The 21,297-nt window shown below is 72.6% G+C and carries 19 protein-coding genes; 8 read left to right on the top strand and 11 right to left on the bottom strand.

Annotated features, from left to right (window positions below):
• Positions 1-386: 386 nt before the first annotated feature.
• Positions 387-773, top strand: a complete 387-nt coding sequence (locus ACQPY0_RS06075) for a hypothetical protein (RefSeq protein ID WP_432985769.1) — start codon at positions 387-389, stop codon at positions 771-773.
• Here the strand turns inward: ACQPY0_RS06075 and ACQPY0_RS06070 are convergent.
• The 3 genes from ACQPY0_RS06070 to ACQPY0_RS06060 are packed head-to-tail and all read right to left on the bottom strand — an operon-like array spanning position 770 to position 4,855.
• On the bottom strand, positions 770-1,762 hold the full coding sequence (locus ACQPY0_RS06070) for a 4-hydroxy-3-methylbut-2-enyl diphosphate reductase (RefSeq protein WP_432985767.1): 993 nt from the start codon (positions 1,760-1,762) through the stop codon (positions 770-772). The two genes, ACQPY0_RS06075 and ACQPY0_RS06070, sit on opposite strands and share 4 nt — an antisense overlap.
• Complete coding sequence (locus tag ACQPY0_RS06065; RefSeq protein WP_432985765.1) at positions 1,759-4,086, bottom strand: FtsX-like permease family protein; 2,328 nt, start codon at positions 4,084-4,086, stop codon at positions 1,759-1,761. The genes ACQPY0_RS06070 and ACQPY0_RS06065 overlap by 4 nt, the downstream gene beginning before the upstream one ends.
• A 13-nt stretch (positions 4,087-4,099) precedes the next feature.
• Positions 4,100-4,855: an ABC transporter ATP-binding protein gene (locus ACQPY0_RS06060; RefSeq protein ID WP_432985763.1), complete on the bottom strand. Its 756-nt coding sequence runs from the start codon at positions 4,853-4,855 to the stop codon at positions 4,100-4,102.
• A 110-nt stretch (positions 4,856-4,965) separates the two neighbouring features.
• Between ACQPY0_RS06060 and ACQPY0_RS06055 the strand changes: the two genes are divergently transcribed.
• The 5 genes from ACQPY0_RS06055 to ACQPY0_RS06035 are packed head-to-tail and all read left to right on the top strand — an operon-like array spanning position 4,966 to position 9,068.
• Positions 4,966-6,201: a sensor histidine kinase gene (locus ACQPY0_RS06055; RefSeq protein WP_432985762.1), complete on the top strand. Its 1,236-nt coding sequence runs from the start codon at positions 4,966-4,968 to the stop codon at positions 6,199-6,201.
• The gene (locus ACQPY0_RS06050) at positions 6,189-6,830 is read left to right on the top strand and encodes a response regulator (RefSeq protein WP_432985760.1); all 642 of its coding nucleotides are present in this window, start codon (positions 6,189-6,191) and stop codon (positions 6,828-6,830) included. The genes ACQPY0_RS06055 and ACQPY0_RS06050 overlap by 13 nt, the downstream gene beginning before the upstream one ends.
• A gap of 11 nt (positions 6,831-6,841) precedes the next feature.
• Complete coding sequence (xseA, locus tag ACQPY0_RS06045; RefSeq protein ID WP_432985758.1) at positions 6,842-8,053, top strand: exodeoxyribonuclease VII large subunit; 1,212 nt, start codon at positions 6,842-6,844, stop codon at positions 8,051-8,053.
• 2 nt (positions 8,054-8,055) lie between these two features.
• Entirely contained in the window at positions 8,056-8,811 is a 756-nt protein-coding gene (locus ACQPY0_RS06040; RefSeq protein WP_432985756.1) for a GNAT family N-acetyltransferase, read from the top strand.
• 50 nt (positions 8,812-8,861) lie between these two features.
• Positions 8,862-9,068 carry an exodeoxyribonuclease VII small subunit gene (locus ACQPY0_RS06035; protein ID WP_432985754.1) on the top strand — a complete coding sequence of 69 codons (207 nt, stop codon included), beginning with the start codon at positions 8,862-8,864 and terminating at the stop codon, positions 9,066-9,068.
• A gap of 7 nt (positions 9,069-9,075) precedes the next feature.
• Here the strand turns inward: ACQPY0_RS06035 and ACQPY0_RS06030 are convergent, their stop codons facing one another.
• Positions 9,076-9,771, bottom strand: coding sequence for a TetR/AcrR family transcriptional regulator (locus ACQPY0_RS06030; protein WP_432985752.1), 696 nt, complete (start codon positions 9,769-9,771; stop codon positions 9,076-9,078).
• Positions 9,772-9,886: 115 nt separating this feature from the next.
• Between ACQPY0_RS06030 and ACQPY0_RS06025 the strand changes: the two genes are divergently transcribed.
• Positions 9,887-10,777 carry an NAD-dependent epimerase gene (locus ACQPY0_RS06025; protein ID WP_432985750.1) on the top strand — a complete coding sequence of 297 codons (891 nt, stop codon included), beginning with the start codon at positions 9,887-9,889 and terminating at the stop codon, positions 10,775-10,777.
• Between the two features lie 1,602 nt (positions 10,778-12,379).
• On the opposite strand, the gene glpX is transcribed toward ACQPY0_RS06025, so the two are convergent.
• Entirely contained in the window at positions 12,380-13,366 is a 987-nt protein-coding gene (glpX, locus tag ACQPY0_RS06020; RefSeq protein WP_432985748.1) for a class II fructose-bisphosphatase, read from the bottom strand.
• A 158-nt stretch (positions 13,367-13,524) separates the two neighbouring features.
• Between glpX and ACQPY0_RS06015 the strand changes: the two genes are divergently transcribed.
• Complete coding sequence (locus tag ACQPY0_RS06015) at positions 13,525-13,986, top strand: DUF4245 domain-containing protein (RefSeq protein WP_432985746.1); 462 nt, start codon at positions 13,525-13,527, stop codon at positions 13,984-13,986.
• Here ACQPY0_RS06015 and ACQPY0_RS06010 read toward each other — a convergent pair.
• From ACQPY0_RS06010 to ACQPY0_RS05985, 6 genes are all read right to left on the bottom strand, one after another.
• Positions 13,976-15,457 (bottom strand): ATP-binding protein, encoded by a 1,482-nt coding sequence (locus ACQPY0_RS06010; protein ID WP_432985744.1) that lies wholly within the window; start codon positions 15,455-15,457, stop codon positions 13,976-13,978. The genes ACQPY0_RS06015 and ACQPY0_RS06010 overlap by 11 nt on opposite strands.
• 8 nt (positions 15,458-15,465) lie before the next feature.
• Entirely contained in the window at positions 15,466-15,879 is a 414-nt protein-coding gene (locus ACQPY0_RS06005; protein ID WP_432985742.1) for a response regulator, read from the bottom strand.
• Positions 15,876-18,413: a PAS domain S-box protein gene (locus ACQPY0_RS06000; protein WP_432985740.1), complete on the bottom strand. Its 2,538-nt coding sequence runs from the start codon at positions 18,411-18,413 to the stop codon at positions 15,876-15,878. The genes ACQPY0_RS06005 and ACQPY0_RS06000 overlap by 4 nt, the downstream gene beginning before the upstream one ends.
• A 251-nt stretch (positions 18,414-18,664) precedes the next feature.
• Positions 18,665-19,633 carry an NAD(P)/FAD-dependent oxidoreductase gene (locus ACQPY0_RS05995; RefSeq protein WP_432985738.1) on the bottom strand — a complete coding sequence of 323 codons (969 nt, stop codon included), beginning with the start codon at positions 19,631-19,633 and terminating at the stop codon, positions 18,665-18,667.
• 9 nt (positions 19,634-19,642) lie between these two features.
• Complete coding sequence (locus tag ACQPY0_RS05990; protein ID WP_432985736.1) at positions 19,643-20,302, bottom strand: rhomboid family intramembrane serine protease; 660 nt, start codon at positions 20,300-20,302, stop codon at positions 19,643-19,645.
• A gap of 69 nt (positions 20,303-20,371) precedes the next feature.
• Positions 20,372-21,085 (bottom strand): transglycosylase SLT domain-containing protein, encoded by a 714-nt coding sequence (locus tag ACQPY0_RS05985; RefSeq protein ID WP_432985735.1) that lies wholly within the window; start codon positions 21,083-21,085, stop codon positions 20,372-20,374.
• Positions 21,086-21,297: the final 212 nt, after the last annotated feature.

Raw genomic sequence — 21,297 nt, 5'->3', positions numbered from 1 at the left:
CAGGCCGGCCGGGTCGTGGTTGAGGTTCCGCTGACCCCTGGAGAGGCGAACCGCTGCCCGGACGCGAGACGGCCGGATGTGACAGGACTCCGGGCGGGTGCCGCGTCCGCTTCATGCACCGTACCCCACCCATCCAAACTGTAGTTGTGGATCATCACGGGGTGTAATCGGCGCAGTTCAAGACCCACGATCGGGTTGGAGATCGTCGTCGTTCGGCGGCCGCGGGACGAAAACGACTCGACGCTCATGGAAGCACGGACCGGCCGGTCGGTGGTGCCGGAAAAGTCTGGCCAAAGGGGCATTGTAGGGCTGGGTGTCAGGGGGCGTACTCGGGATTGTCGCAGACGTGACCGACTCGGGGGCGGGGGCGATCTAGCGTCACGCGCATGTTCGGACTTGGCCGGAGAGCCGGCGCCAATGCGGTCACCGCTCGCGGGGAGATCGTGCACGTCGGCTTCGGGCTGCAAAGCGGCAGCCCCGAGCATGGGCAGACCGCTCGTTACACCGTGCGCGTGCTCGTGTTTCCCGAGGACGGGGACTCGTTCGAGGCCTCGATCAACGTCAAGCTGCGCGGGACCGCGGGGCCGATGATCGGGGAGGAGACCTGGGTGCGATACACGCCGGGGCAGCGCGGGAAGGTCGACTTCGATCGGGATCGGATCCGGGATCGCAGCTACGACCGGGTGCGGGCCAACCCGGGGCTACAGGTGGTCGTGGACACACTGTACCGGCACGGGGACATGCCGGTCAGCGTCATCGCCACCGCGCGTTAGGACAGCGTCTTCGCCACCTCGGCGGCGCGGACGGCGGCCTTGGCCTTCATGTCGCGCTTGAGCTCCTGGGGCAGGGAGAAGGTCAGCTTCTCCTGGGCCGTGGTGATCTCGGCGACGTCGGTGTAGCCGCGGGCGGCCAGGAAGTCCAGGACCTCCATGACCAGCTCGTCGGGGACCGAGGCACCCGAGGTCACGCCGACCGTCGCGGCGTCCTCCAGCCAGGACTCCTGGATCTCGCTGGCGTAGTCGATCAGGTAGCCGGCCTTGGCACCCGCGTCGACCGCCACCTCGCGCAGGCGCTGCGAGTTCGACGAGTTCTGCGAGCCGACCACCAGGACGATGTCGCAGTTGGGGGCCATGGCCTTCACGGCGTCCTGGCGGTTGGACGTGGCGTAGCAGATGTCGTCGCTCGGCGGCGACATCAGCAGCGGCAGGCGCTTCTTCAGCCGCGCGACCGTCTCCAGGGTCTCGTCGACCGACAGGGTGGTCTGCGAGAGCCAGACCACCTTCGAGGGGTCGCGGACGGTGACCTTGTCGGCGCCGTCGGGGCCGTCGACGAGCTGGATGTGCGCGGGGGCCTCGCCGGTGGTGCCGATGACCTCCTCGTGGCCTTCGTGGCCGATGAGCAGGATGTCGTAGTCGTCGGCGGCGAAGCGGCGGGCCTCCTGGTGGACCTTCGTGACCAGCGGGCACGTCGCGTCGATCGCGCGCAGGGAGCGGGCCTTGGCCTGCTCGTGCACCTCCGGGGCCACGCCGTGGGCGGAGAAGACCACGATCGCGCCCTCGGGGACGTCGTCGTTCTCCTCGACGAAGATCGCGCCCTTGGCCTGCAGGGTGCTGACCACGTGCTTGTTGTGCACGATCTCCTTGCGGACGTAGATCGGAGCGCCGTACAGCTTCAGCGCCTCCTCCACGGTCTGGACCGCACGGTCCACACCGGCGCAGTAGCCGCGGGGCTTGGCGAGCAGGACGCGCTTGGAAGCAGTCACCCCGCCATCGTACGTGCCGGGCGACCGCCACCCGGACGGCGAAGGATCGGCAGGGCCGCCGCAGCGGCCGCCAGCACGGCGCACACGCCCACCACCGCGGCCAGGGTTCCCCACGGCATGACCAGCGTCACAGCGGCGCCGATCTCCTCCTCGAGACCCGCGCGCGCCTCCAGCAGGGCCGGCACCGCGACCGCCAGGCCGAGCAGCGACCCGACCAGCACGGCGAGCAGCGCCTCACTCACCACCACGCGGGCGGTCTGGCCGGCGCTCGCGCCCGCGCGGTGCAGGGTCCGGAACTCGTGGCGTCGCGCGTTCGTGGCCATGAGCAGGGTGTTCGCGACCGAGAGAGCGGTGTAGCCGACCGAGATTCCCAGCAGTACCGCCAGGAACAGCTCGATCAGGTCCCCTTCCTCGGCGGCCTCACGCTCGACGTACTGCCGGGCGGTCATCCGCTCCGCTCCGGGCGACGGCACGAAGTCGCCGGCCAGGTACACGACATCGGCCAGGGCGGACGGGTCGTGAGCCCGGACGAGATCCCTGGGCAACGCGAGCATCTCCCCAGAAACGGACAAAACACGCAGATTCTGTACGGAACCATCAGCGAAGCGCAGCGACACCGATTGCCCCGCTGACCAGCCCAGATCCGGCGGCGCCACCAGAGCGTCGACCGAGGTACCGACGACGTCGAGCGGGCGACCCGAGTCCAGGTAAACCGTGCTGACCAGCGAGGATCGGCCACGCTGGGCGGCCACGGCCGCCTCGGACAGGCCGGGAACCCCGACGGCGCCGGCCGCGACCGCGGACTCGGGGATCTTCGCGGTGTCCTCGACGCCGACGGCGACGTCCGCGGTCCGGTACGTGCCGACGAGCAGCACCGCGAAGCCGACCGCGGCCAGCACCGGCGCCGCGGTCGAGGCGACCCGGCGGGCCGAGACCCGGGCGCCCTCGCGCACCAGCAGGCCGGTCGGGCCGTGGCGGGCCGGCCAGGTGACCAGGCGCACGACCGGCACGACGAGGACGGGGGCCAGGAGAGCGGCCGCCACCAGCAGTACCATCGCCGAGCCCAGCACGATCGTGGGCTTCTGCTGCGCGGAGGAGCCGGGCAGCAGCGCAGCCAGGCCGGCGCCCAGGGCCAGCAGCGCGAGGCCCGCGAGCCAGCGCGAGAACGTCATCGGACGCGGCTCGGCCGCGGCCACCCGCAGCGCCTCCAGGGCCGGCACCCGCGAAGCCCGGCGGGCCGACAGCCACACGCCGAGCGCGCCGACGCCGAGGCCGACGCCGAGCGCGACCAGCGGCGCCCACCAGGTGAAGCCGACCGTGAAGCCGGTCGGCTCCAGGCCGGTCGCGACGAACGGGCCGGCCAGCAGCGGCGCGAGCGCGCAGCCCAGCAGCGCACCGGGCACACCGGCGCCGAGCGCGACCAGCAGTACCTCGCCGAGCAGCATCCGGCGGACCTGGCCGGGCGTGGCGCCGATCGCGCGCAGCAGGCCGAGTTCGCGGCGGCGCTGGGCGACGGAGAACGCGCAGGTCGAGGCGACGACGAAGATGGCCACGAAGCCGCCGACGAAGACCGTGGCGATGATCAGCTGGGCGCCGATCCAGCGGGTGCGCAGGTCCCGCTCCGGCTCGGCGGCGGCGCGGGCGTCGCCGGTCAGCGCGGTGCCGAGCCCGCCGAGCACGGCAGGGAGCCGGCCCGCGACGTCGGTCGCGGTGACGCCGGGGGCGAGGCGCAGGCCGATGAAGCGGGGCGCGGCCGCGAGCGAGCGCGCGGTCTCGTCGTCGGTGAACATTCCCTCGTACCCGCCCGGCGCCGCGAACGTCCCGCTGACCGTCCACGTCGCGGGGCCCGCCGCCGTGAGCACGGGCATCGTCGCGCCGACCGGCACCCCGATTCCCGCCGGCACCGCGACCTCGCCGGACCGCTGCGGTGCCGAACCCTGTTGCAACGGGTACCCGCCGAGCCCTGCCGCCGCCCACGAGCGTCCACTGTGGAGGGATTCCCGCGCGTCCCCCACGGGCTTTCCGTCGACGAGGCGCTGGACGTAGAAGGGGCGGTCGGGCACGGCCGCGGTGACCCCGGGCACCGCCGACAGTTCGGTCACGAGCTTGTCCGCCTCCTCGGCGGACCAGGGGCGGTAGGTGGCGAAGCCGCCGTCGGGCGGGTCGTAGCGCGGCGCGGCCACGATCACCGGCGCCGCGGCCAGCTCCACCGGGACCCTCGGCCGCGCCGCCGCCCACAGCGACAGGCAGCCCGCCACGACCGCGACGCCCAGCAGGAGGGCGGCGAACGTGCCGAGGAAGGAGCTCCAGCGGTACCGGATCATCGAAAGGCTCATCTCAGGCGGCCCCTGTCTCCAGGTGAGCCATCCGGGCCGCGATCTGCTCCGCGCCGCGCGGCTCGCGCAGTTCGTCGACGATCCGCCCGTCGGCCAGGAACAGCACCCGGTCGGCGTGCGCGGCCGCGAGCGGGTCGTGGGTGACCATGACGACCGTCTGCGCGTGCCGGTCGACGGCGGTACGCAGCAGCCGCAGTACCTCCCGCGAGGAGGCGTTGTCCAGCGCGCCGGTCGGCTCGTCGGCGAAGATCACGGCGGGGGCGGTGACCAGCGCGCGGGCGATCGCCACCCGCTGCTGCTGGCCGCCGGAGAGCTCGCCGGGCCGGTGCCGGGCGCGCTCGCCCAGGCCGACCTCGGCGAGCACCGCGCGGACCTGCCCGGGCTGGGCACGCCGGCCGGCCAGGCGCAGCGGGAGCTCGACGTTCTGCTCGGCGCTGAGCGCGGCGACGAGGTTGAAGGACTGGAAGACGAACCCGACCCGCTCGCGGCGCAGGCGGGTCAGCGCCCGCTCCGACAGCGGCGTCAGGTCGACACCGTCGATGAGCACCCGGCCGCCGGTGACCCGGTCGAGGCCGGCCGCGCAGTGCAGCAGCGTCGACTTCCCCGAGCCGGACGGGCCCATGACCGCGGTGAAGCTGGCCGGGGCGAACCGGACGGATACGTCGTCGAGGGCGGTGACCGTGTGCTCGCCCGCGCCGTAGCGGCGGGTCACGGACCACAGCTCGACCGCCTGATGTGTCTGCAGCGTCGTCGTCACAGCCTCGATCTCAGCCGGTTCCGGGCGCCGGCGCAGTCGCGCGGCGGTGAGACCCGCCGGTAACGCCAGCACTACCGCGGGCGGGGCGGCGCGCCGGTACGGTCGGCAGCATGCGACCCCGATCCGTCATGGACGCGCTGCGGCTGCCGCCGGGGCGGTTCCTGACCTCGTGGTGGCCGTGGCGGTCGCTGGCGTACCTCACCACCGGCGGCCTGCTGGGCATGGCGGCCGGCTCCGCGCTCGTCGTGCTGCTGCTCGCCGGCGCGGCGCTGAGCCTCATCGTCGTCGGGCTGGCCGCGTTCCTGGTTGCCGCGTTGTCCGGCATCCTGGTCGCCCGCATCGAGCGTCGCCGGCTTCGCCTCGTCGACGACATCCGGCTCACCGACCCGCACCGCGCGCCCGCGCGCCCCGGGCCGCGCGCGTGGGTGCTGACCCGGCTGCAGGAGCCGGCGACCTGGCGCGAGCTGGGCTACACGATGCTCATGACCACGGCGCTGTGCTGGCTCGACGCGATGGTCGTGGCGCTGTGGGTGTGGACGGTGTCGGCGCTGGTGTGCGCTCCGCTGTACATCCACGACTCCCCGCTGTCGCTGACGCTGACCGGGTCGGTGTTCGGCGTCGCGCTCGGGGCCGTCCTGCTGTACCCGGTCACCGCCTGGGCCGCCGCCCGCGCCGCGATCACCCAGGCGGTCCTCGGCCCACGGATGGAGGTCGACGCCCAGCTGAGCGAGGTCGCGCGCTCGCGGGCCCGGCTCGTCGACGCGTTCGAGGTCGAGCGGCGGCGCATCGAGCGCGACCTGCACGACGGGGCGCAGCAGCGCCTCCTGGCGCTCAACATGCAGCTCGGCCTGGCCCGGCTGGAGCTGCCCGCCGGCTCCCCGGCCGCGGAGCCGGTCGCCCGCGCCCACGACCTCGCCAAGGAGGCGCTGACGGAGCTGCGGGAGCTCATTCGCGGGGTACACCCGAAGATCCTGGCCGACCGCGGACTCCACGCGGCCCTGCGCGAGGTGGCCGACCGCGCCCCGCTGCCGGTCGACGTCGACGCGGCCCTGCCCGAGCGGCTGCCCGGGGCCGTCGAGGCGTGCGCGTACTTCGTGGTCGTCGAGGCCCTCGCCAACGTCGCCAAGCACAGCGGCGCGACGCGGGCGCGCGTCGTCGCCTCAGCCAGCGGCCGCCGGCTCACCGTGCAGATCCGCGACGACGGCCGGGGCGGCGCCGATCCGGCCCGGGGCAGCGGCCTGTCCGGGCTCGCCGACCGGGTCGCGGCCGCCGGCGGGACCGTGGCGCTGGCGAGTCCGGCGGGAGGGCCTACGGTGGTACACGTGGAGCTGCCTTGCGGATCGTGATCGCCGAGGACGGTGTGCTCATCCGCGAGGGCATCGTGGGCCTGCTGCGCCGTTTCGACCACGACGTCGTCGCGGCCGTCGGCGACGCGCCCGCCCTGCTCGCGGCGGTGCGCGAGCACAAGCCGGACCTCGTCGTCACCGACGTGCGGATGCCGCCCGGCCTCAGCGACGAGGGGCTGCAGGCCGCGATCACGCTGCGGGCCGAGGACCCGGCGCTGCCGGTGCTGGTGCTGAGTCAGTACATCGAGCAGACGTACGCCGCGGAGCTGCTCGAGTCCGGGCGGCGGGCCGGGGTCGGCTATCTGCTCAAGGACCGCATCGGCGACGTCGCCGAGTTCGCCGACGCGGTGTCGCGGGTCGCCGCCGGCCACACCGTCGTCGACCCCGAGGTCGTCGCGCAGCTGCTCGGCCGCCGCCGCGACCCGCTGGCCCGGCTGACGCCCCGCGAGCGCGAGGTGCTGGCGCTCATGGCCGAGGGGCGCTCGAACGCGGCGATCGCCCGCGCGCTCGTGGTGTCGGAGGCCGCGGTCGCCAAGCACATCAACGGCCTGCTGGCCAAGCTCGACCTGCCCCCGGACGACGACGTCCACCGACGTGTACGCGCGGTCTTGGCGTACCTTCGTGGCTAGGGTGTGTGTTTGTGTCGGACGAAGCATCCACCAGTGACAAGCCGTGGCCGGTCCGCGTCGTCAGCCAGAAGATCGGGCAGTGGATCGGGCGCCTGGGCTGGATCTGGGTCGACGGGCAGGTCGCGCAGATCACCCGGCGGCCGGGCACCAACACGGTCTTTCTCACCCTGCGTGACCCGTCGGCCGACCTGAGCCTGACCGTCACCGCCAACCGCGACGTCCTCGACCTCGGCGCCCCGGGCCTCGGCGACGGCGCCCGGGTCGTGGTCCACGCGCGCCCCGAGTTCTACGCCGCCCGCGGCTCGCTGAGCCTGCGCGCCGACGAGATCCGCCAGGTCGGCCTCGGCGAGCTGCTGGCCCGGCTGGAGCAGCTCAAGAAGCTCCTGGCCGCCGAGGGCCTCTTCGCCCGCGAGCGCAAGCGCCGCCTGCCGTTCCTGCCCCGCCGCGTCGGCCTCATCACCGGCCGGGCCAGCGCCGCCGAGCGCGACGTGCTCACCAACGCCCGCCGCCGCTGGCCGACCGTTGACTTCCGGGTCATCAACGTCGCCGTGCAGGGCCCGTCCGCCGCCCCGCAGATCATCGACGCCCTGGCCGTTCTCGACCGCGACGAGACGATCGACGTGATCGTCCTGGCCCGCGGCGGCGGCTCGACCGAGGACCTCCTGCCGTTCTCCGACGAGGCCCTGTGCCGCGCGGTCTTCGCCTGCCGCACGCCCGTCGTCTCCGCCGTCGGCCACGAGACCGACGTGCCCCTGGTCGACTTCGTCGCCGACGTGCGCGCCTCCACCCCGACCGACGCGGCCAAGCGCATCGTCCCCGACCTGGCCGACGAGTGGCGCCTCATCGGCCAGGCCAAGCAGCGCATCGACCGGGCCCTGCGCGGCCTGCTCGACCGGGAGCAGCACCGCCTCGACGCGCTGCGGTCCCGGCCGTCGATCGCGCGCCCGCTCACGATGGTCGACACCCGCGCCGCCGACGTCGAGGCCCTGCGGGCCCGGGCGGGCCGCAGCCTGGGCCACCGGCTGGACCGGGCCGGGACCGAGCTGGAGCACACCGTCGCCCGGCTGCGCACGCTGTCGCCGTCGGCGACGCTGCAGCGGGGCTATGCCATCGTCCAGCGCGCCGACGGCGTCGTGGTGCGCGCCCCGTCCGACGTGGCCGGCCGGGAACTCCTGCGGATTCGTCTCGCCGAGGGCGAGCTGGCCGCGACTTCGGAGGGATGACCGTGTCCGAGCGACTTGCGCAGTACATGCTCGCCAGTGCCGAGTCCGGCCGCGAGGTCGTCCGCGCCGGCCCGTTCACCGTGACGATCACCGGTCATGACCCGAATGTGTACGTCAACTACGCCGTCCCGGACTCCGGCGCCGACCCCTCGCCGGCCGACATCGCGGCCCTGGTGGAGGCGTTCACGAGCCGGGACCGGACGCCCCGCCTGGAATACCTGCCGGGCGTCGCCCCCGCCGTCGAGCCGGCCCTGCTCGCCGCGGGCTTCACGGTCGCCGACCGCCTCCCGCTCATGCTGTGCCACCCGGACACGCTCGTCGAGCAGCCCTCGCCGGCTGGGTTCGCGCTGGTAACCCCGGCCACGGACGCCGACACGGAGGCGATGCTGGCCGCCCAGCACGAGGCCTTCGGCGAGCCGCCCCCGACCCCGGCCCACCTGGCCGCGACCCGCGCCAAGGCCGCGTCCGGCCAACTACAGCTGCTGGCCCGCGACCTGGCCACCGGCGAGCCGGCCGGCGGCGGCGTCGCCGTGGCCGTGCGCGACGGCATCAGCGAGGTCGCGGGGATCGCGGTCCGCCCCCGCTACGAGCGCCGCGGCCTCGGCGCCGCCCTCACCCTGCACCTGACGAGGTCGGCCTTCGCGGCGGGCGCGACGCTGACGTTCCTGACCCCGGCGGGCGACGCCCAGGAGCGCGTCTACGCCCGCGTCGGCTACCAGCGCACCGACTCAGTGCTGTTCCTTTCGTACGGCCCGTGAGCCGATGTGGTTGAGTTGACGGCGATGTCTTCCGGAGAGGGGTCCCGCGCGTGAGCGAGCCGAAGACGGCCGAGCCCTCGGCCCTGACGTACGAGCAGGCCCGCGCCGAGCTGGCCACCGTCGTCGAGCGGCTGGAGTCGGGCGGGTCCACGCTGGAGGAGTCGCTGGCGCTGTGGGAGCGGGGCGAGGAGCTGGCGGCCATCTGCCAGCGCTGGCTCGACTCGGCCCGGGCCCGCCTCACGCCGCCGGAGTCCTGATCGGCGCCTATGCCAGGCGCAGGCCGATGTATCGGGCCTGGGCTCGCATCTGGTGCTCGAAGAACTCGGCCGGGTGGTTGATCGCGTTGCGCAGCTGCCCGAAGATCTCGAAGCTCACCTGGCCGAACAGGGCCACCCAGGACGACAGGGCCCGGGCCAGCACCGTGCGCGGGACGTCCGGGGCGATCAGCGCCCGAATCCGGTCCAGGTCCTCGACCGACGCCTCCGGCGGGAGAAGGTCGTCGTTTCGCTCCAGGGCGTCGTCCCGCGCCGCGGCCTGCAGGATCTGGCCCAGGACCGCCACGGCCCGGGTGGCCGCCGCCACCGTGGCCTCCGGGGCCTGGTAGCCCGGGACCGGGCTGCCGTAGATGAGGGCGTACTCGTGCGGATGTGCCACGGCCCAGTCGCGGATCGCGGCGGCCAGGGTCAGCCAGCGGGTGGCGTGGGCATCCACCGGTACGGCTGAAACGGCTTGTTCGGCGCAGCCGCCCAGGTCGTTGTAGGCGTCCAGGATCAGGGCGGTCAGCAGGTCGTCGCGGCTCGGGAAGTATCGGTAGATCGCCGAGCTCACCATGCCCAGGTCGCGGGCGACCGCGCGCAGGGAGAGGTTGGCGCCGTCGGTGGCCAGGTAGCGGCGGGCGACCTCCTTGATCTCGTCCGTCATCTCGGCTCGGACGCGGGCCCTGATCGAGTTCGCCTTCATCCGGCCATCATGACACACGCTCCGGAACGAGAGCACTGCTCTTGCGCGCATCCCGACCGCGTTCTATGCTCTCTTTCGAGAGCACTGCTCTCCAATCGGAGCACTGGAGGATGTCATGCAGGTCGTCGTCGGGTCGGGGTCGGTCGGGACCGCGGTCGCGCTGGAGCTCGCGCAGGGTGGCGAGGAGGTCCGGGTCGTGACGCGCAGCGGGAAGGGGCCCGCGCACCCGCTCATCACGTGTGTCGCGGCGGATGCCGGGGACGCGGAGGCGCTGGGGAGGATCGCGAAGGGCGCGACCGTGATCTACAACTGCGCGAACCCGCAGTACTTCGAGTGGCCCACCGCCTGGCCGCCGATGCACGACGCCATGCTGCGCGCCGCCGCGGCGAACGACGCGGTGCTGGCGATCACGGCGCCGTTGTACGGGTACGGGCACGTGGACCGGCCGATGACCGAGGACATGCCGCTGGCCGCGGAGACGGTCAAGGGGCGGGTGCGCGCGCGGATGTGGCTGGACGCGCTCGCGTCGGGCGTGCGGGCCGTCGAGGTGCGCTCGTCGGACTGGATCGCGCCGAAGTACTCGCTGATCGAGATGGCCCTACCCGCCATGCGCGCCGGGAAGACGGCCTGGATGCCCGCGTCGCTGGACGTGCCGCACACCTACACCTACACCGGCGACGCCGCCCGCACCCTCGTCGCCCTGGCGCGGGACGAGCGCGCCTGGGGCCGACCCTGGCACACGCCGTCGGTGGCACCGATGACCGCGCGACAGCTGCTCACGCGGGTGGCCGAACTGGCGGGGCTGGGGACGCCGAAGCTGAAGGTGTACCCGAAGATCGCCGTGCGCGCCGCCGCGCTCTACGACAAGTTCGCGAAGGAGTTCCTCGAGGTCCGATACCAGCACGACAAGCCGTTCATCATGGACTCCTCGCGCGTGACGGCACAGTTCGGGCTGGTCGCCACCCCGCTCGACGACGCGATCCGTGAGACCCTCCAACACGCATAACCAACCGGCACCTGCCCGCCCGCGGCGCCCCGGCCCCAAAACGACGAGGCGCGATCCAGACCCACAAGCACCCATGATCTTGGCAACCGTCACATGATCTGCTGCCAACTGAGCCGCCGGCCATGCCCGATCGGTTGCCGACGAGGCTGCTTGATCGATGTGCACTAATGCTGATGTGCGCGCTCATCTCGTGCGTCGTCGTAGTTATGAAGGCGCTCGGAATTTCTGGTCGGTGGTCCGTTGGGATAGGGCTTGACGGATTTCGTGCGTGACATTTCCCGAGAACAGCTTTCGCGTGCTGACCGGGCGTTGATTCTTGCCGGTATATTTCACGGTGCCGTGTCGGCGGGCCAGCGCCGATTCTCGCGGGCCTGTCCGCGCCACGCCGCCGGGCCGTTGGGGTGACGCCGATGCAGTGGGTGCGGGCCGGCGCTGCGAGGCAGAGCTGGATTGATCGGCGCCATGCGTCGGGCGCGGCACTGCGGCGTGGTTGTTGGGGCTGCGCGGGCGCTTCGGCCAGTGGCGGCGCTTCGGCCAGTGGCGGCGCTTCGGCCAGTGGCGGCGCTTCGGCCCTGCCCTTGACCGGCGGTGCCGAGGTCCTGGCTGGGGCCTTGGCTGGCGGCCGCGCCGAGGTCGTGATCGTGGCTGGCGGCCGCGCCGTAGCCGTGCGCAGTGCCGGGTTGCGGCTGGGCCATGCCGGGGTCGTCCGCGGCGCCGAGGTCGCGGCCGTCCGCGGCGCCGCGGTCGCGGCGGTGGCCTTGGCCGGTGGCGGGGCCAGGGCCGGTTCGTTCACTGAGCCTTCCCGGCCGTTGGTGGCCACACTTCCCGGCGGGGTGCTCGCGCGTATTCGGCGGAGCTTCTCGGCGTGTCGCTGGGCGAGCCCCCACGCGCGATGCCGGGCATGTTCCCTGCGGAACTCCTCATTCACCGCGGAATAACGACGCGACCTGGTCCGGTCACGCATGGCAGCCAATTCAGACTTGCTAAACAATTGCAGCTGCCCCATGGATTCATTTTCCCAGAATCCAGCCAGACCCGCCGCCCCGCACGGCTATCAGTAATGTCAAATAGTGCACGCACATGTTGCGATCCGCGCGCGACGCGCCTGCCCACACGCTCATGCCGCGGTCCGCGCCGAGCGGCCGAGAATGGAGGGACGCCGTCATCGTGCTGACCATCCGCCGTCGGAGGGCAATGGTCTGGCCGGTGATCCAGTCCGCTGCGTCGCTCAGCAGCCAGGCGGCCAGAGAGCGGTGTCAGCCGGCGCGTCTCAACGCCGGCTCACCCCGGCGCGGAGGTCGTCGTCGGCGTAGCCGGTGTCGTTCGGTCCGGGGTTGGTGCCCCTGCCTTTCCCAGGCCATCGGCCCGGGTGCGCCGCTCCCCCGACCCGGACGGCGGCCGCTACACGCTTGCCATCCGCACGGACGAGGGTCTGGAGAAGGTCGTCGAGACCGCGCCCAGCCATGTCGCCTGGTCTTCGATCCACCGACCAAGGCAAGACCCCGGCAGCTGCACGACATCTGCGGGCGCATCATGCGCACAGGAGAACACCGCGGGGCGCGGCCGGGACAGCAGAACCCCGGCGGCGCCCCGCGGTGAACGTCAGGAGAAGTCGACCAAGGAGTACGCGCGCAGCTTCTCCAGGCGGTGGAACGAGTCGATCCAGCGGATCGTGCCCGAGCGGGAGCGCATCACGATCGACTGCGTGTACGCGCCGCCGGAGCGGTAGCGCACGCCCTTGAGCAGGTCGCCGCTGGTCACGCCCGTCGCGCAGAAGAACATGTTGTCGCCGCTGACCAGGTCGTCGGTGTGCAGCACGCGCGACAGGTCGTGGCCCGCGGCCAGGGCCCGCTCGCGCTCGGCGTCGTCGCGCGGCCACAGCTTGGCCTGGATGGCGCCGCCCATGCACTTGAGTGCCACGGCCGCCACGATCCCCTCGGGCGTGCCGCCGATGCCCATCAGCACGTCGGTCTCGCTGATCTCCCGGGCGGCGCTGATCGCCCCGGCGATGTCGCCGTCGGAGATGAAGCGGATGCGGGCGCCGGTATGGCGTACGCGCTGGACGAGCTCCGCGTGCCGGGGACGGTCCAGGATGCAGACCGTCAGCTCGGAGACGCTGGAGCGCTTCACCTTGGCGATGCGGCGCAGGTTCTCCTCCACGCCGGCCTCGATGTCCACGACGTCGGCGCAGTCGGGGCCGACGGCGAGCTTCTCCATGTAGAACACGGCCGAGGGGTCGAACATCGCGCCGCGCTCGGCGACGGCCAGGACCGCCAGGGCGTTGGGCATGCCCTTGCTCATCAGGGTGGTGCCGTCGACCGGGTCGACCGCCACGTCGACCTCGGGGCCGGTGCCGTCGCCGACGCTCTCGCCGTTGTACAGCATCGGGGCGTTGTCCTTCTCACCCTCGCCGATCACCACGGTGCCGCGCATGGGCAGCGAGTTGATCAGCAGGCGCATGGCGTCGACGGCCGCGCCGTCGCCGCCGTTCTTGTCGCCCCGGCCGACCCAGCGCCCGGCGGCCATCGCCGCGGCCTCGGTGACCCGGACCAGGTCGAGGGCCAGGTTCCGGTCCATCTCACGACTCATTCGTGCACTCCTCGCGCCTCTTTGCGTGGGTGTGTTCGGTATCAAACAATCCTGACAGCGATCGGTCCTGCGTGACCTGTCAAGATGGTCACGTGGGAAGTCCGACGCAGCAGGCTCGCGCTCCGAAGGCTAGACGGCCCCGGGACATGGCGCTGTCGATGCTGGTCCTTATCGTGCCGGTGTTCCTCATCGTCGGCTTCTACCGATACCTCGGCCACGAGACCCCGCCGGCCGTCGACACCACCGAGGTCTACGGCTCGGTGCAGCGCGCCGGCCAGTTCGAGCTGCTGCGGCCCGAGGGGCTGCCCGACGGGTGGCGGATCGCCTCGGCGACCTTCACCGACGGCATCCTGCGCGTCGGGGTGACCGCACCGCAGGACGGCGCGCTGCAGCTGGTCGAGAGCGCCAACCCCGCGTCCGCACTCATCCCCGCCATCGTCGGCAAGGACGCCCGCGACGACGGCGAGGCCACCGTCGCCGGCTCGGCCTGGCACCGCTACTCGCACGGCCGCCCCGGTGAGCGGGCGATCGTGCAGACCACCGGCAACCGCACGGTGATCATCGTCGGTCAGGGCAACGAGTCCCAGCTCGGCCAGCTGGCCGCCAGCCTCAGGGCGTAGGCAGGCCGAAACCGACCGTCGTGCCACTGCCCTCGATCGACTCCAGGGCGATCCAGCCGCCGTGCGCCTCGACGATGGCCTTGGAGATGGCCAGCCCGAGGCCGCTGCCCTTGATGGCGCGGCGCTGAGCGTCGGCCGTACGGAAGAAGCGTTGAAAGATCATCCCCTGCTCACTCTCGGGGATGCCGAAGCCCGTGTCGCGGACCCACAGGACCACCTCGCCGTCGCGCTCCCGGCCGGTGACCGTCACGGTGCCGGCCGGGTCGGAGAACTTGACGGCGTTGTCGAGCAGGTTGAGCACGACCCGCTCCAGCTGCTCGCCGTCGCCCTGTACGACCGGGATGTGCTCGTCCACGTCCAGCGCCAGCTGCAGCCCGGCCGCCTCCATCGCCGGGCGGATCGCCTCGCAGGCCGCGTCGACCAGCGCGCGCAGGCGCACCGGGCCCAGGTCGAGGGTGAGCGTGCCGGACTCGATGCGGGAGAACGTGAGCAGGTCCTCGATGAGGTCGAGCAGACGGCGGCCGTTGCGGTCGATGATCCCGACGATCTTGCGCTCGGTCGGGCCGAGGGCGGTGGAGTCGCTGTCGGCCAGGATCTCGGTGTACCCGCGGATGCTCGTCAGCGGCGTGCGCAGCTCGTGCGACACCGTGGCGACGAACTCGCTCTTGAGCCGGTCGAGCTCCTGCAGGTCGCTGTTGGTGCGGGCGAGCTTCTCGGCCTGCCGCTGCAGTGCCTCCTCGGCGCGGCGGCGGTCCGTCACGTCGGCGATCTGGTGCACGACGCTGCCCGACTCGCCGCCGATCAGCGACGCGGAGTACTGCCCCCACAGCATCGACCCGTCGGCCCGGCACAGCCGCAGCTCCCTGGTCACCCTGTCGGCCTCGCCGGCCACCAGCCGCTTGAGCCGCTCCTGGACCACGGGCCGGTCGTCGTCGCAGATCATGGCGGGCAGGAAGTCGGACGGCCCCAGGCCGGTCATCCGGGTGAGCTCCTGGTTGACCTGCAGCACCCGGCCGGTCAGGTCGGTGACCGCCATGCCGACGGGGGCGTGGTCGAACGCGGCCCGGAAGGTCATCTCGGCCCGGTGGCGCTCGGCGCGCAGGCGCCGCTGGGACAGGGCGTGCTCGATCGCCGATGCGAGCCGGCTCAGCCGGTCCTTGAGCAGGTAGTCCACGGCCCCGTGGCGCAGCGCGTCCACGCATGCCTCCTCGCTCAGGGCGCCGCTGACGACGATGACCGGGATGTCGTACCCGGCCGTACGCAGCATCTCCAGCGCTTCGAGGGCGTTGAACTGCGGCAGCGAGTAGTCGGCGAGGATGACGTCGGGCGGGCCCTCGGCGGCCTTGAGCGCGGCCCGGAACTCATCGCGCCCGTCGACCCGGCGGCAGGCGGAGGCGAACCCGGCCCGGCGGAGCTCGAGGACGAGCAGTTCGGCGTCGTCGGCGTTGTCCTCCAGCAGGAGGATCCGCATCGGCGTGGTCATGACTGCGTGTCGGTGAGGTTGAGGCCCAGCCAGTACACGCCGATGTTGTTGACGGCGGCCATGAACTGCTCCATGTCGACGGGTTTGACGATGTAGCTGTTGGCGCCCAGCTCATAGCAGGCGTGCAGGTCGCGGTCCTGGGCCGACGAGGTGAGCATGACGACCGGGATGTGCCGGGTGCGCGGGTCGGACTTCACCCGCCGCAGCACGTCGATGCCGTCGACGAGCGGCAGCTTGATGTCCAGCAGCACCACCTGCGGCGGCTCGGGCCGCGGGGTGAACAGGTAGTCCAGCGCCTCGGCGCCGTCCCGGGCGACGTCGACGGCGCTGGCGAAGCTGCCGCGCTCGAAGGCCAGGCGGGCCAGCTCCAGGTCGTCGGGGTTGTCCTCGACGAGCAGCACCCGGTTCATCGGACCGCCTCCAGCGCGGGCACGTAGACCGGCAGGGTGAAGTAAAAGGTCGCGCCCTCCCCCGGCGCGGCGTCGGCCCAGATCTGGCCGCCGTGGCGATGCACGATGCGGTGGGCGAGCGCCAGGCCGATGCCGGTGCCCTCGTACTCCTCGGCCCGGTGCAGGCGCTGGAAGACCTTGAAGAGCTTGCCGGCGTACCGCATGTCGAACCCGGCGCCGTTGTCCTTCACGTAGTACGTCGCCTCACCCCCGGCGGTCACCTTGTGCCCGACCTCGATGCGGGCCGGGTCGGCGTCGCGGGTGTACTTCACCGCGTTCCCGAGCAGGTTGGCCACCACGTGCCGGATCAGCCGCGGGTCGCCGAGCGCGTCCGGCAGCTCGCCGACGACCAGCTCGACGCGCCGGTCGCCGCGCTCGACCGCGAGCTCCTCCCACACCTCGGCGCAGAGCCGGTCGAGGCGGACCCGCCCGCTGGCCAGCTCCTGCCGCTGCAGCCGGGAGAAGGCCAGCAGCCCGTCGATGAGCTCCCCCATCTGCTGGGCGCCGGCGCGGATGCGGGTGACATAGCGGCGGCCGGGCTCGTCGAGCACCTCGTCGTAGTCCAGCGCGAGCATCTTCGCGAAGCCGTCGACCGCGCGCAGCGGGGCCCGCAGGTCGTGCGACACGCTGTACGAGAACGACTCCAGCTCGGCGTTGGCCTCCCGCAGCTCCGCGGTGCGCTCGGTGACGCGCTGCTCCAGGTCCGCGTTGAGCCGCTCGATGACCTGCTCGGCCCGCTTGCGCTCGGTCACGTCCTGGCTCACGTTGACGTATCCGCGCACCGAGCCGTCCGGGTGGCGTACGGCGGTGAGCAGCCCGTGCACCCAGAACCGGCTGCCGTCCCGGCGCACCTGGGCCCCGTCGATCTCGACCCGGCCGAGCTCGTCCGCCTCGCGCATGACCCGCTCGGGCCGGGCGGCGGCGCGGTCCTCGGGCGTGAACAGCCAGCTGTACGGCCTGCCGATGGCCTCCTCGCTGCGGTACCCGTTGAGCCGCTCGGCATTGACCGACCAGCTCGCGATGTGCCCGGCCGCGTCGAGCATGAAGATCGCGTAGTCCCGCGCCCCGTCCAGCAGCAGCTGCAGCAGCTCCTCCGAGGAGCGCCGCTGCTCCTCCGCGGCGTGCCGGTCGGTGATGTCGCGCAGCACCGCCACCGCCCCGGGCGCCTCGCCCTCCTGCAGCAGCGTCCGCAGGCGCACCTCCACGCGGCGGCCCGCCATCACGCACTCGACGAGCGTCTCGGTGCCCGCATTGCCGATTCTGCCGGTGTACCGCGTGACGCCGTCGGCCTCCCGCATGTCCAGCAGCTCCGGCCACCGCGACGCCGGCGCCTCGGATGCCTCCGGCCCGAGTATCGCCCGGGCGGTCGGGTTCAGCCACGCCGCCCGCCCGTTCCCGTCGATGACCGCGACGCCGTCGGCGATCGTGTCCATCACCGCGCTCAGCAGCGTGGCCTGCGACCGGGCGGCCCCCTCGGCGGTGCGCAGCTCCTCGGTCGCCTCCTCGACGCGCTCCTCGGCGCGGCGGCGGGACGTCGCCAGGGTGTACACCAGCAGCGCCGTGACGAGGGTGAGCGCGGCGCCGCCGAAGAACATCCCGTCGTCGAGGTGGCCGTCGGCGCCCGCGAGGGACCGCCCGTCGGTGGCCACCCGCAGGTGCCACTGCCGGTCGGCGACCCGGACGTCAACCGTGCGCCGCAGGTCGTCGTCGTGGGTGGCGTGCCGGCGGATGGCGGCGATGGTGCGCAGCTCCGTGCCCACGTACGCGGCCAGGCTCACGTCGGGCAGCTCCCGGGCCGGCTGGAGCATGGTGTCGCTGAAGAAGTCCTGGACGCGGACGGTCAGCTGGAGGTACCCGCGCAGCGCCCCGGTCCGCCGCTCCACCACCCGCTGCACGAACCCGACGGTCTGCGGCTGCGGGTCGGCGGTGCTGTCCGCGTCCCGCAGCGCGACGTACGGCTCCGACGCCGCCGGCAGCCCGGTCTTCTCGGCCCGCTCGACCGCGGCCCCGGCCTGCGGGACGGCGGCGAGGTCGCGGCCGGGCCCGGGCCCGGCGGGCTGGCGCGCGTCGAGGGTGCGGGTGAGCACGGCGAAGTAGTGCTCGGTGATCCCGGGCGTGGGCGTCAGGGTGAGATCGGCGCCCGCGCGGTCGCGCCAGGTGGCCTGCGCCGCGGCGACGGCGGTATCGGGCACCGCCACGACGTAGTCGACCCCGGTCGCGCCCGGCAGCCAGAGCTGCCCGAGCGGCTGGGTGGTGGTGGTGAAGGCGGCGGCGTCCAGCATCGGCAGCGCCTCGAGCGCGCCGGCGACGAGCTGCAGCGCGTCGACGTACCGCTGGGTCGCCGACGCGACCGCGTCCTGGGCGGCGGCGGTGCGGCGGTCGAGCGCCTGGGCGGCGTTGTCGCGCTCGACGCGGTGCATGAGCAGCCCCGCGCCGCCGGACACCAGCAGGCCGAGGAGCACCACGCCGAGGACCTGCAGACGGACGCCCACCACGCCCTGTCCATCGGCGGTACGGTGCGGTGGTTGAGAAGTTGCCGTCCGGTTGGGCAGCTTCGCCGTTAGGCCCGATATGTCGGACAATTCGGTCAAGTCGCCGCCGGGCCGGTCACCCGGCGCGTTTCCGGCACGGCAAGCTGGTCGATATGTCGGGCGCTGCGCGCCACGACATATCCGGATTTTTCGCCCGACGGGGCATATGGGCGGACGGACGGCGGGGCAAGATCACGCCTCGCCGGGCGCGACGCTCAGCCGTTGTCGGACGAGTGACCCGGGAACAGGTGGGCGGCCGGGTCGATGATCACGGCCGCGTTGTTCACCGCTGTCGCCGCCTCACCGAAGCCGACCGCGATGAGGCGGACCTTTCCGCTGTACTCGCTGATGTCCCCGGCCGCGAACACCCGCGGCAGGTTGGTCGCCGTCGTGCTGTCCACCAGGATGTGGCGCTTGGACAGCTCCAGGCCCCAGCCGGCCAGCGGGCCCAGGTCGGCGGTGAAGCCCAGCGCCGCCACCACCGTGTCGGCCGCCAGCGTGCGCACCTCGCCGCCGCGCACGGCCACGTCGACGCCGGTCACGCGGGTGTCGCCGCGCAGCCTGGTCACCTCGGCGTTGACCACGATGCCGATCGGCAGCGCCTGGACCCGCGCCACGGTCGAGGCGTGGGCGCGGAACTTGTCGCGCCGATGGACGAGGGTCACCGACTTCGCGATCGGCTGCAGGGCGAGCGCCCAGTCGAAGGCCGAGTCGCCGCCGCCGACGATGACGACGTCGTGGCCGGCGAGGTCGGCCAGGTGCGGCACGAAGAAGAGCACTCCCTCGCCGTCGAAGTTCTCGGCCGCGGGCAGCGGGCGGGCGGTGAAGCTGCCCAGTCCGCCGGTGATCAGGACCGCGCCGCAGCGCAGCTCGGTGCCGTCGGCGAGCCCGAGCACCGGCCGCTCCTCCACATAGGACAGCTTCTCGGCGCGGACCCCGAGCAGGTAGTCCGGGCTGAACTGCGCCGCCTGCTCCACGAGGTTGGCGACGAGGTCGCGGCCGCGGATGCCCGGGAAGCCGGCGACGTCGAAGATCATTTTCTCCGGGTACATGGCGGTCACCTGGCCGCCGGGCTCCGGCAGCGCGTCGATGACGGCGGTGGACAGGCCACGGAAGCCCGCGTAGTAGGCGGCGAACAGCCCCGCCGGTCCCGCGCCCACGATGGCAAGGTCGACTTCGCGCATGCGCCGAACCTACGACAGCTGCGGCCCCAGGGGTAGGGGTTCGGCCGGCTCGACCGGGCGGGGGCGGCGCCGGCGGAACAGCATCGCGGCGATCAGCCCGCCGATGAACCCGCACAGGTGCCCCTGCCACGACACGTCCGGGTCGCCGGGCAGCACTCCGAAGAGCTGCCAGCCGTAGAGCAGGCCGACGAGCAGGCCCACGCCGATGTACCACAGCCGGCGGCCGACCACGCCGCGCATGAGGATCACGCCGAGGTATCCGAAGATGACCCCGCTCGCCCCGACCACGATCGTGTTGCCGTCACCCAGGAACCAGACCCCGACGCCGGCGACGATCGCGATGAAGGCGGTGGTGAGCCAGAACCGGGCGCCGCCGTCGGCGAGCACGAAGGTGCCGAGCAGGATCAGCGGGATGCTGTTGGACAGCACGTGGTCGAAGCTCGCGTGCAGGAACGGCGCGAAGACGATGCCGTCCAGCCCGTCGATGTGATGGGGGCGGATGCCGCCCTCCTGGTCCAGGCGGTGGTCCCAGAGCTGGTCGAGGAACTCGATGAGGAACAGCACCGGCACGAACGCGCACATCGCCACGAAGGCCCGCCCGATGGACGCGTAGAAGGCCTCGGTCCCGAACCGCGTCGGGTCGGCCTGCCGGTCACTGTCGAACGCCACGCCACCTGATGTAGCAGAGACGCGCAAGCGCCGCCACGCGAAAGCGTGCCGGCGCCGGCGACGGAAGTTCTAATACCAGCCGCTGGACTGGCTGTGCGACCACGCGCCGCACGGCGTCTTGTACCGGCCCTTGATGTAGTTGAGGCCCCAGCGGATCTGCGTCTCGGGGTTGGTCCGCCAGTCGGCGCCGACGGTGGACATCTTGCTGCCCGGGACCGCCTGCGGGATGCCGTACGCCCCGCTACTCTTGTTGGAGGCACTGACGTTCCAGTGGCTCTCCTTGTCCCACAGCTTCTCCAGGCACGGCATCTGGTCGAGCCCGAAGCCGTAGCCGACCAGCACGGCGCAGCCGATCTTCTTGTTGCCCGAGTACACGTTGCAGGAGCTGGGCACCGGGTATTTCGGCGCCGAGTTCGTGGGCGGAGGCGCGCTCGACGTGCGGGTCTTCGACCGGCTGGCCTCCTCCTCGGCCTTCTTGCGGGCCTCGTCCTCGGCCGCCTTCGCCTCGGTGGAGGCCTCGGCCGCGGCGTCCTTGGCCTTGGCCAGGGCGTCGGCCTCGTCCACGGAGGCCGGCGAGCGCGACGCGGACGGCGTCGCGGACGACGAGGAGACGGGGAACTCGCGGGCGTTGGCGGCCTTGACCGGGTCTGCCTTCGAGTCGTCGTGCTGGGTCTGCAGGGCGGCGATCACGAGCCCGCCGACGAGACCCGCGAGGATCACGAGGGCGAACACGGCTCGGATGGTGCCGACCCGGTGCCACAGCCGGATCACAGGGTCATCCATTCGTCGGGGACAGGGACACGGTGCCCCGCCCCGGGCTCTTTGCGAGTTCCCGGTGGAGGCGGGTCCGGACGGGGTGCTACCCGCCGTCCGGACCCTTACGCACCGTGAGCGCCTGATGCCCACTTGCCTGGCGTCACGCGCTCGAGACCCACCATCGCCCAGTGGCTTCACGGGTGAGAACCCGAACACCATCTTATGTGATCTTAATCACG

This window comes from Dactylosporangium sp. CA-233914, from assembly GCF_050942935.1.
In the GTDB taxonomy this organism is placed as follows: Bacteria; Actinomycetota; Actinomycetes; order Mycobacteriales; family Micromonosporaceae; genus Dactylosporangium.
This window is presented reverse-complemented; position numbering and strand designations above follow the sequence as displayed.

Excerpts from the sequence above, each read along its gene's own strand:
- ACQPY0_RS06075 (WP_432985769.1), top strand. The coding sequence starts at position 387 with ATGTTCGGACTTGGCCGGAGAGCCGGCGCCAATGCGGTCACCGCTCGC.
- ACQPY0_RS06065 (WP_432985765.1), bottom strand. The coding sequence starts at position 4,086 with ATGATCCGGTACCGCTGGAGCTCCTTCCTCGGCACGTTCGCCGCCCTC.
- ACQPY0_RS06055 (WP_432985762.1), top strand. The coding sequence starts at position 4,966 with ATGCGACCCCGATCCGTCATGGACGCGCTGCGGCTGCCGCCGGGGCGG.
- ACQPY0_RS06030 (WP_432985752.1), bottom strand. The coding sequence starts at position 9,771 with ATGAAGGCGAACTCGATCAGGGCCCGCGTCCGAGCCGAGATGACGGAC.
- ACQPY0_RS06025 (WP_432985750.1), top strand. The coding sequence starts at position 9,887 with ATGCAGGTCGTCGTCGGGTCGGGGTCGGTCGGGACCGCGGTCGCGCTG.
- glpX (WP_432985748.1), bottom strand. The coding sequence starts at position 13,366 with ATGAGTCGTGAGATGGACCGGAACCTGGCCCTCGACCTGGTCCGGGTC.
- ACQPY0_RS06015 (WP_432985746.1), top strand. The coding sequence starts at position 13,525 with ATGCTGGTCCTTATCGTGCCGGTGTTCCTCATCGTCGGCTTCTACCGA.
- ACQPY0_RS06010 (WP_432985744.1), bottom strand. The coding sequence starts at position 15,457 with ATGCGGATCCTCCTGCTGGAGGACAACGCCGACGACGCCGAACTGCTC.
- ACQPY0_RS06005 (WP_432985742.1), bottom strand. The coding sequence starts at position 15,879 with ATGAACCGGGTGCTGCTCGTCGAGGACAACCCCGACGACCTGGAGCTG.
- ACQPY0_RS05995 (WP_432985738.1), bottom strand. The coding sequence starts at position 19,633 with ATGCGCGAAGTCGACCTTGCCATCGTGGGCGCGGGACCGGCGGGGCTG.
- ACQPY0_RS05985 (WP_432985735.1), bottom strand. The coding sequence starts at position 21,085 with ATGGATGACCCTGTGATCCGGCTGTGGCACCGGGTCGGCACCATCCGA.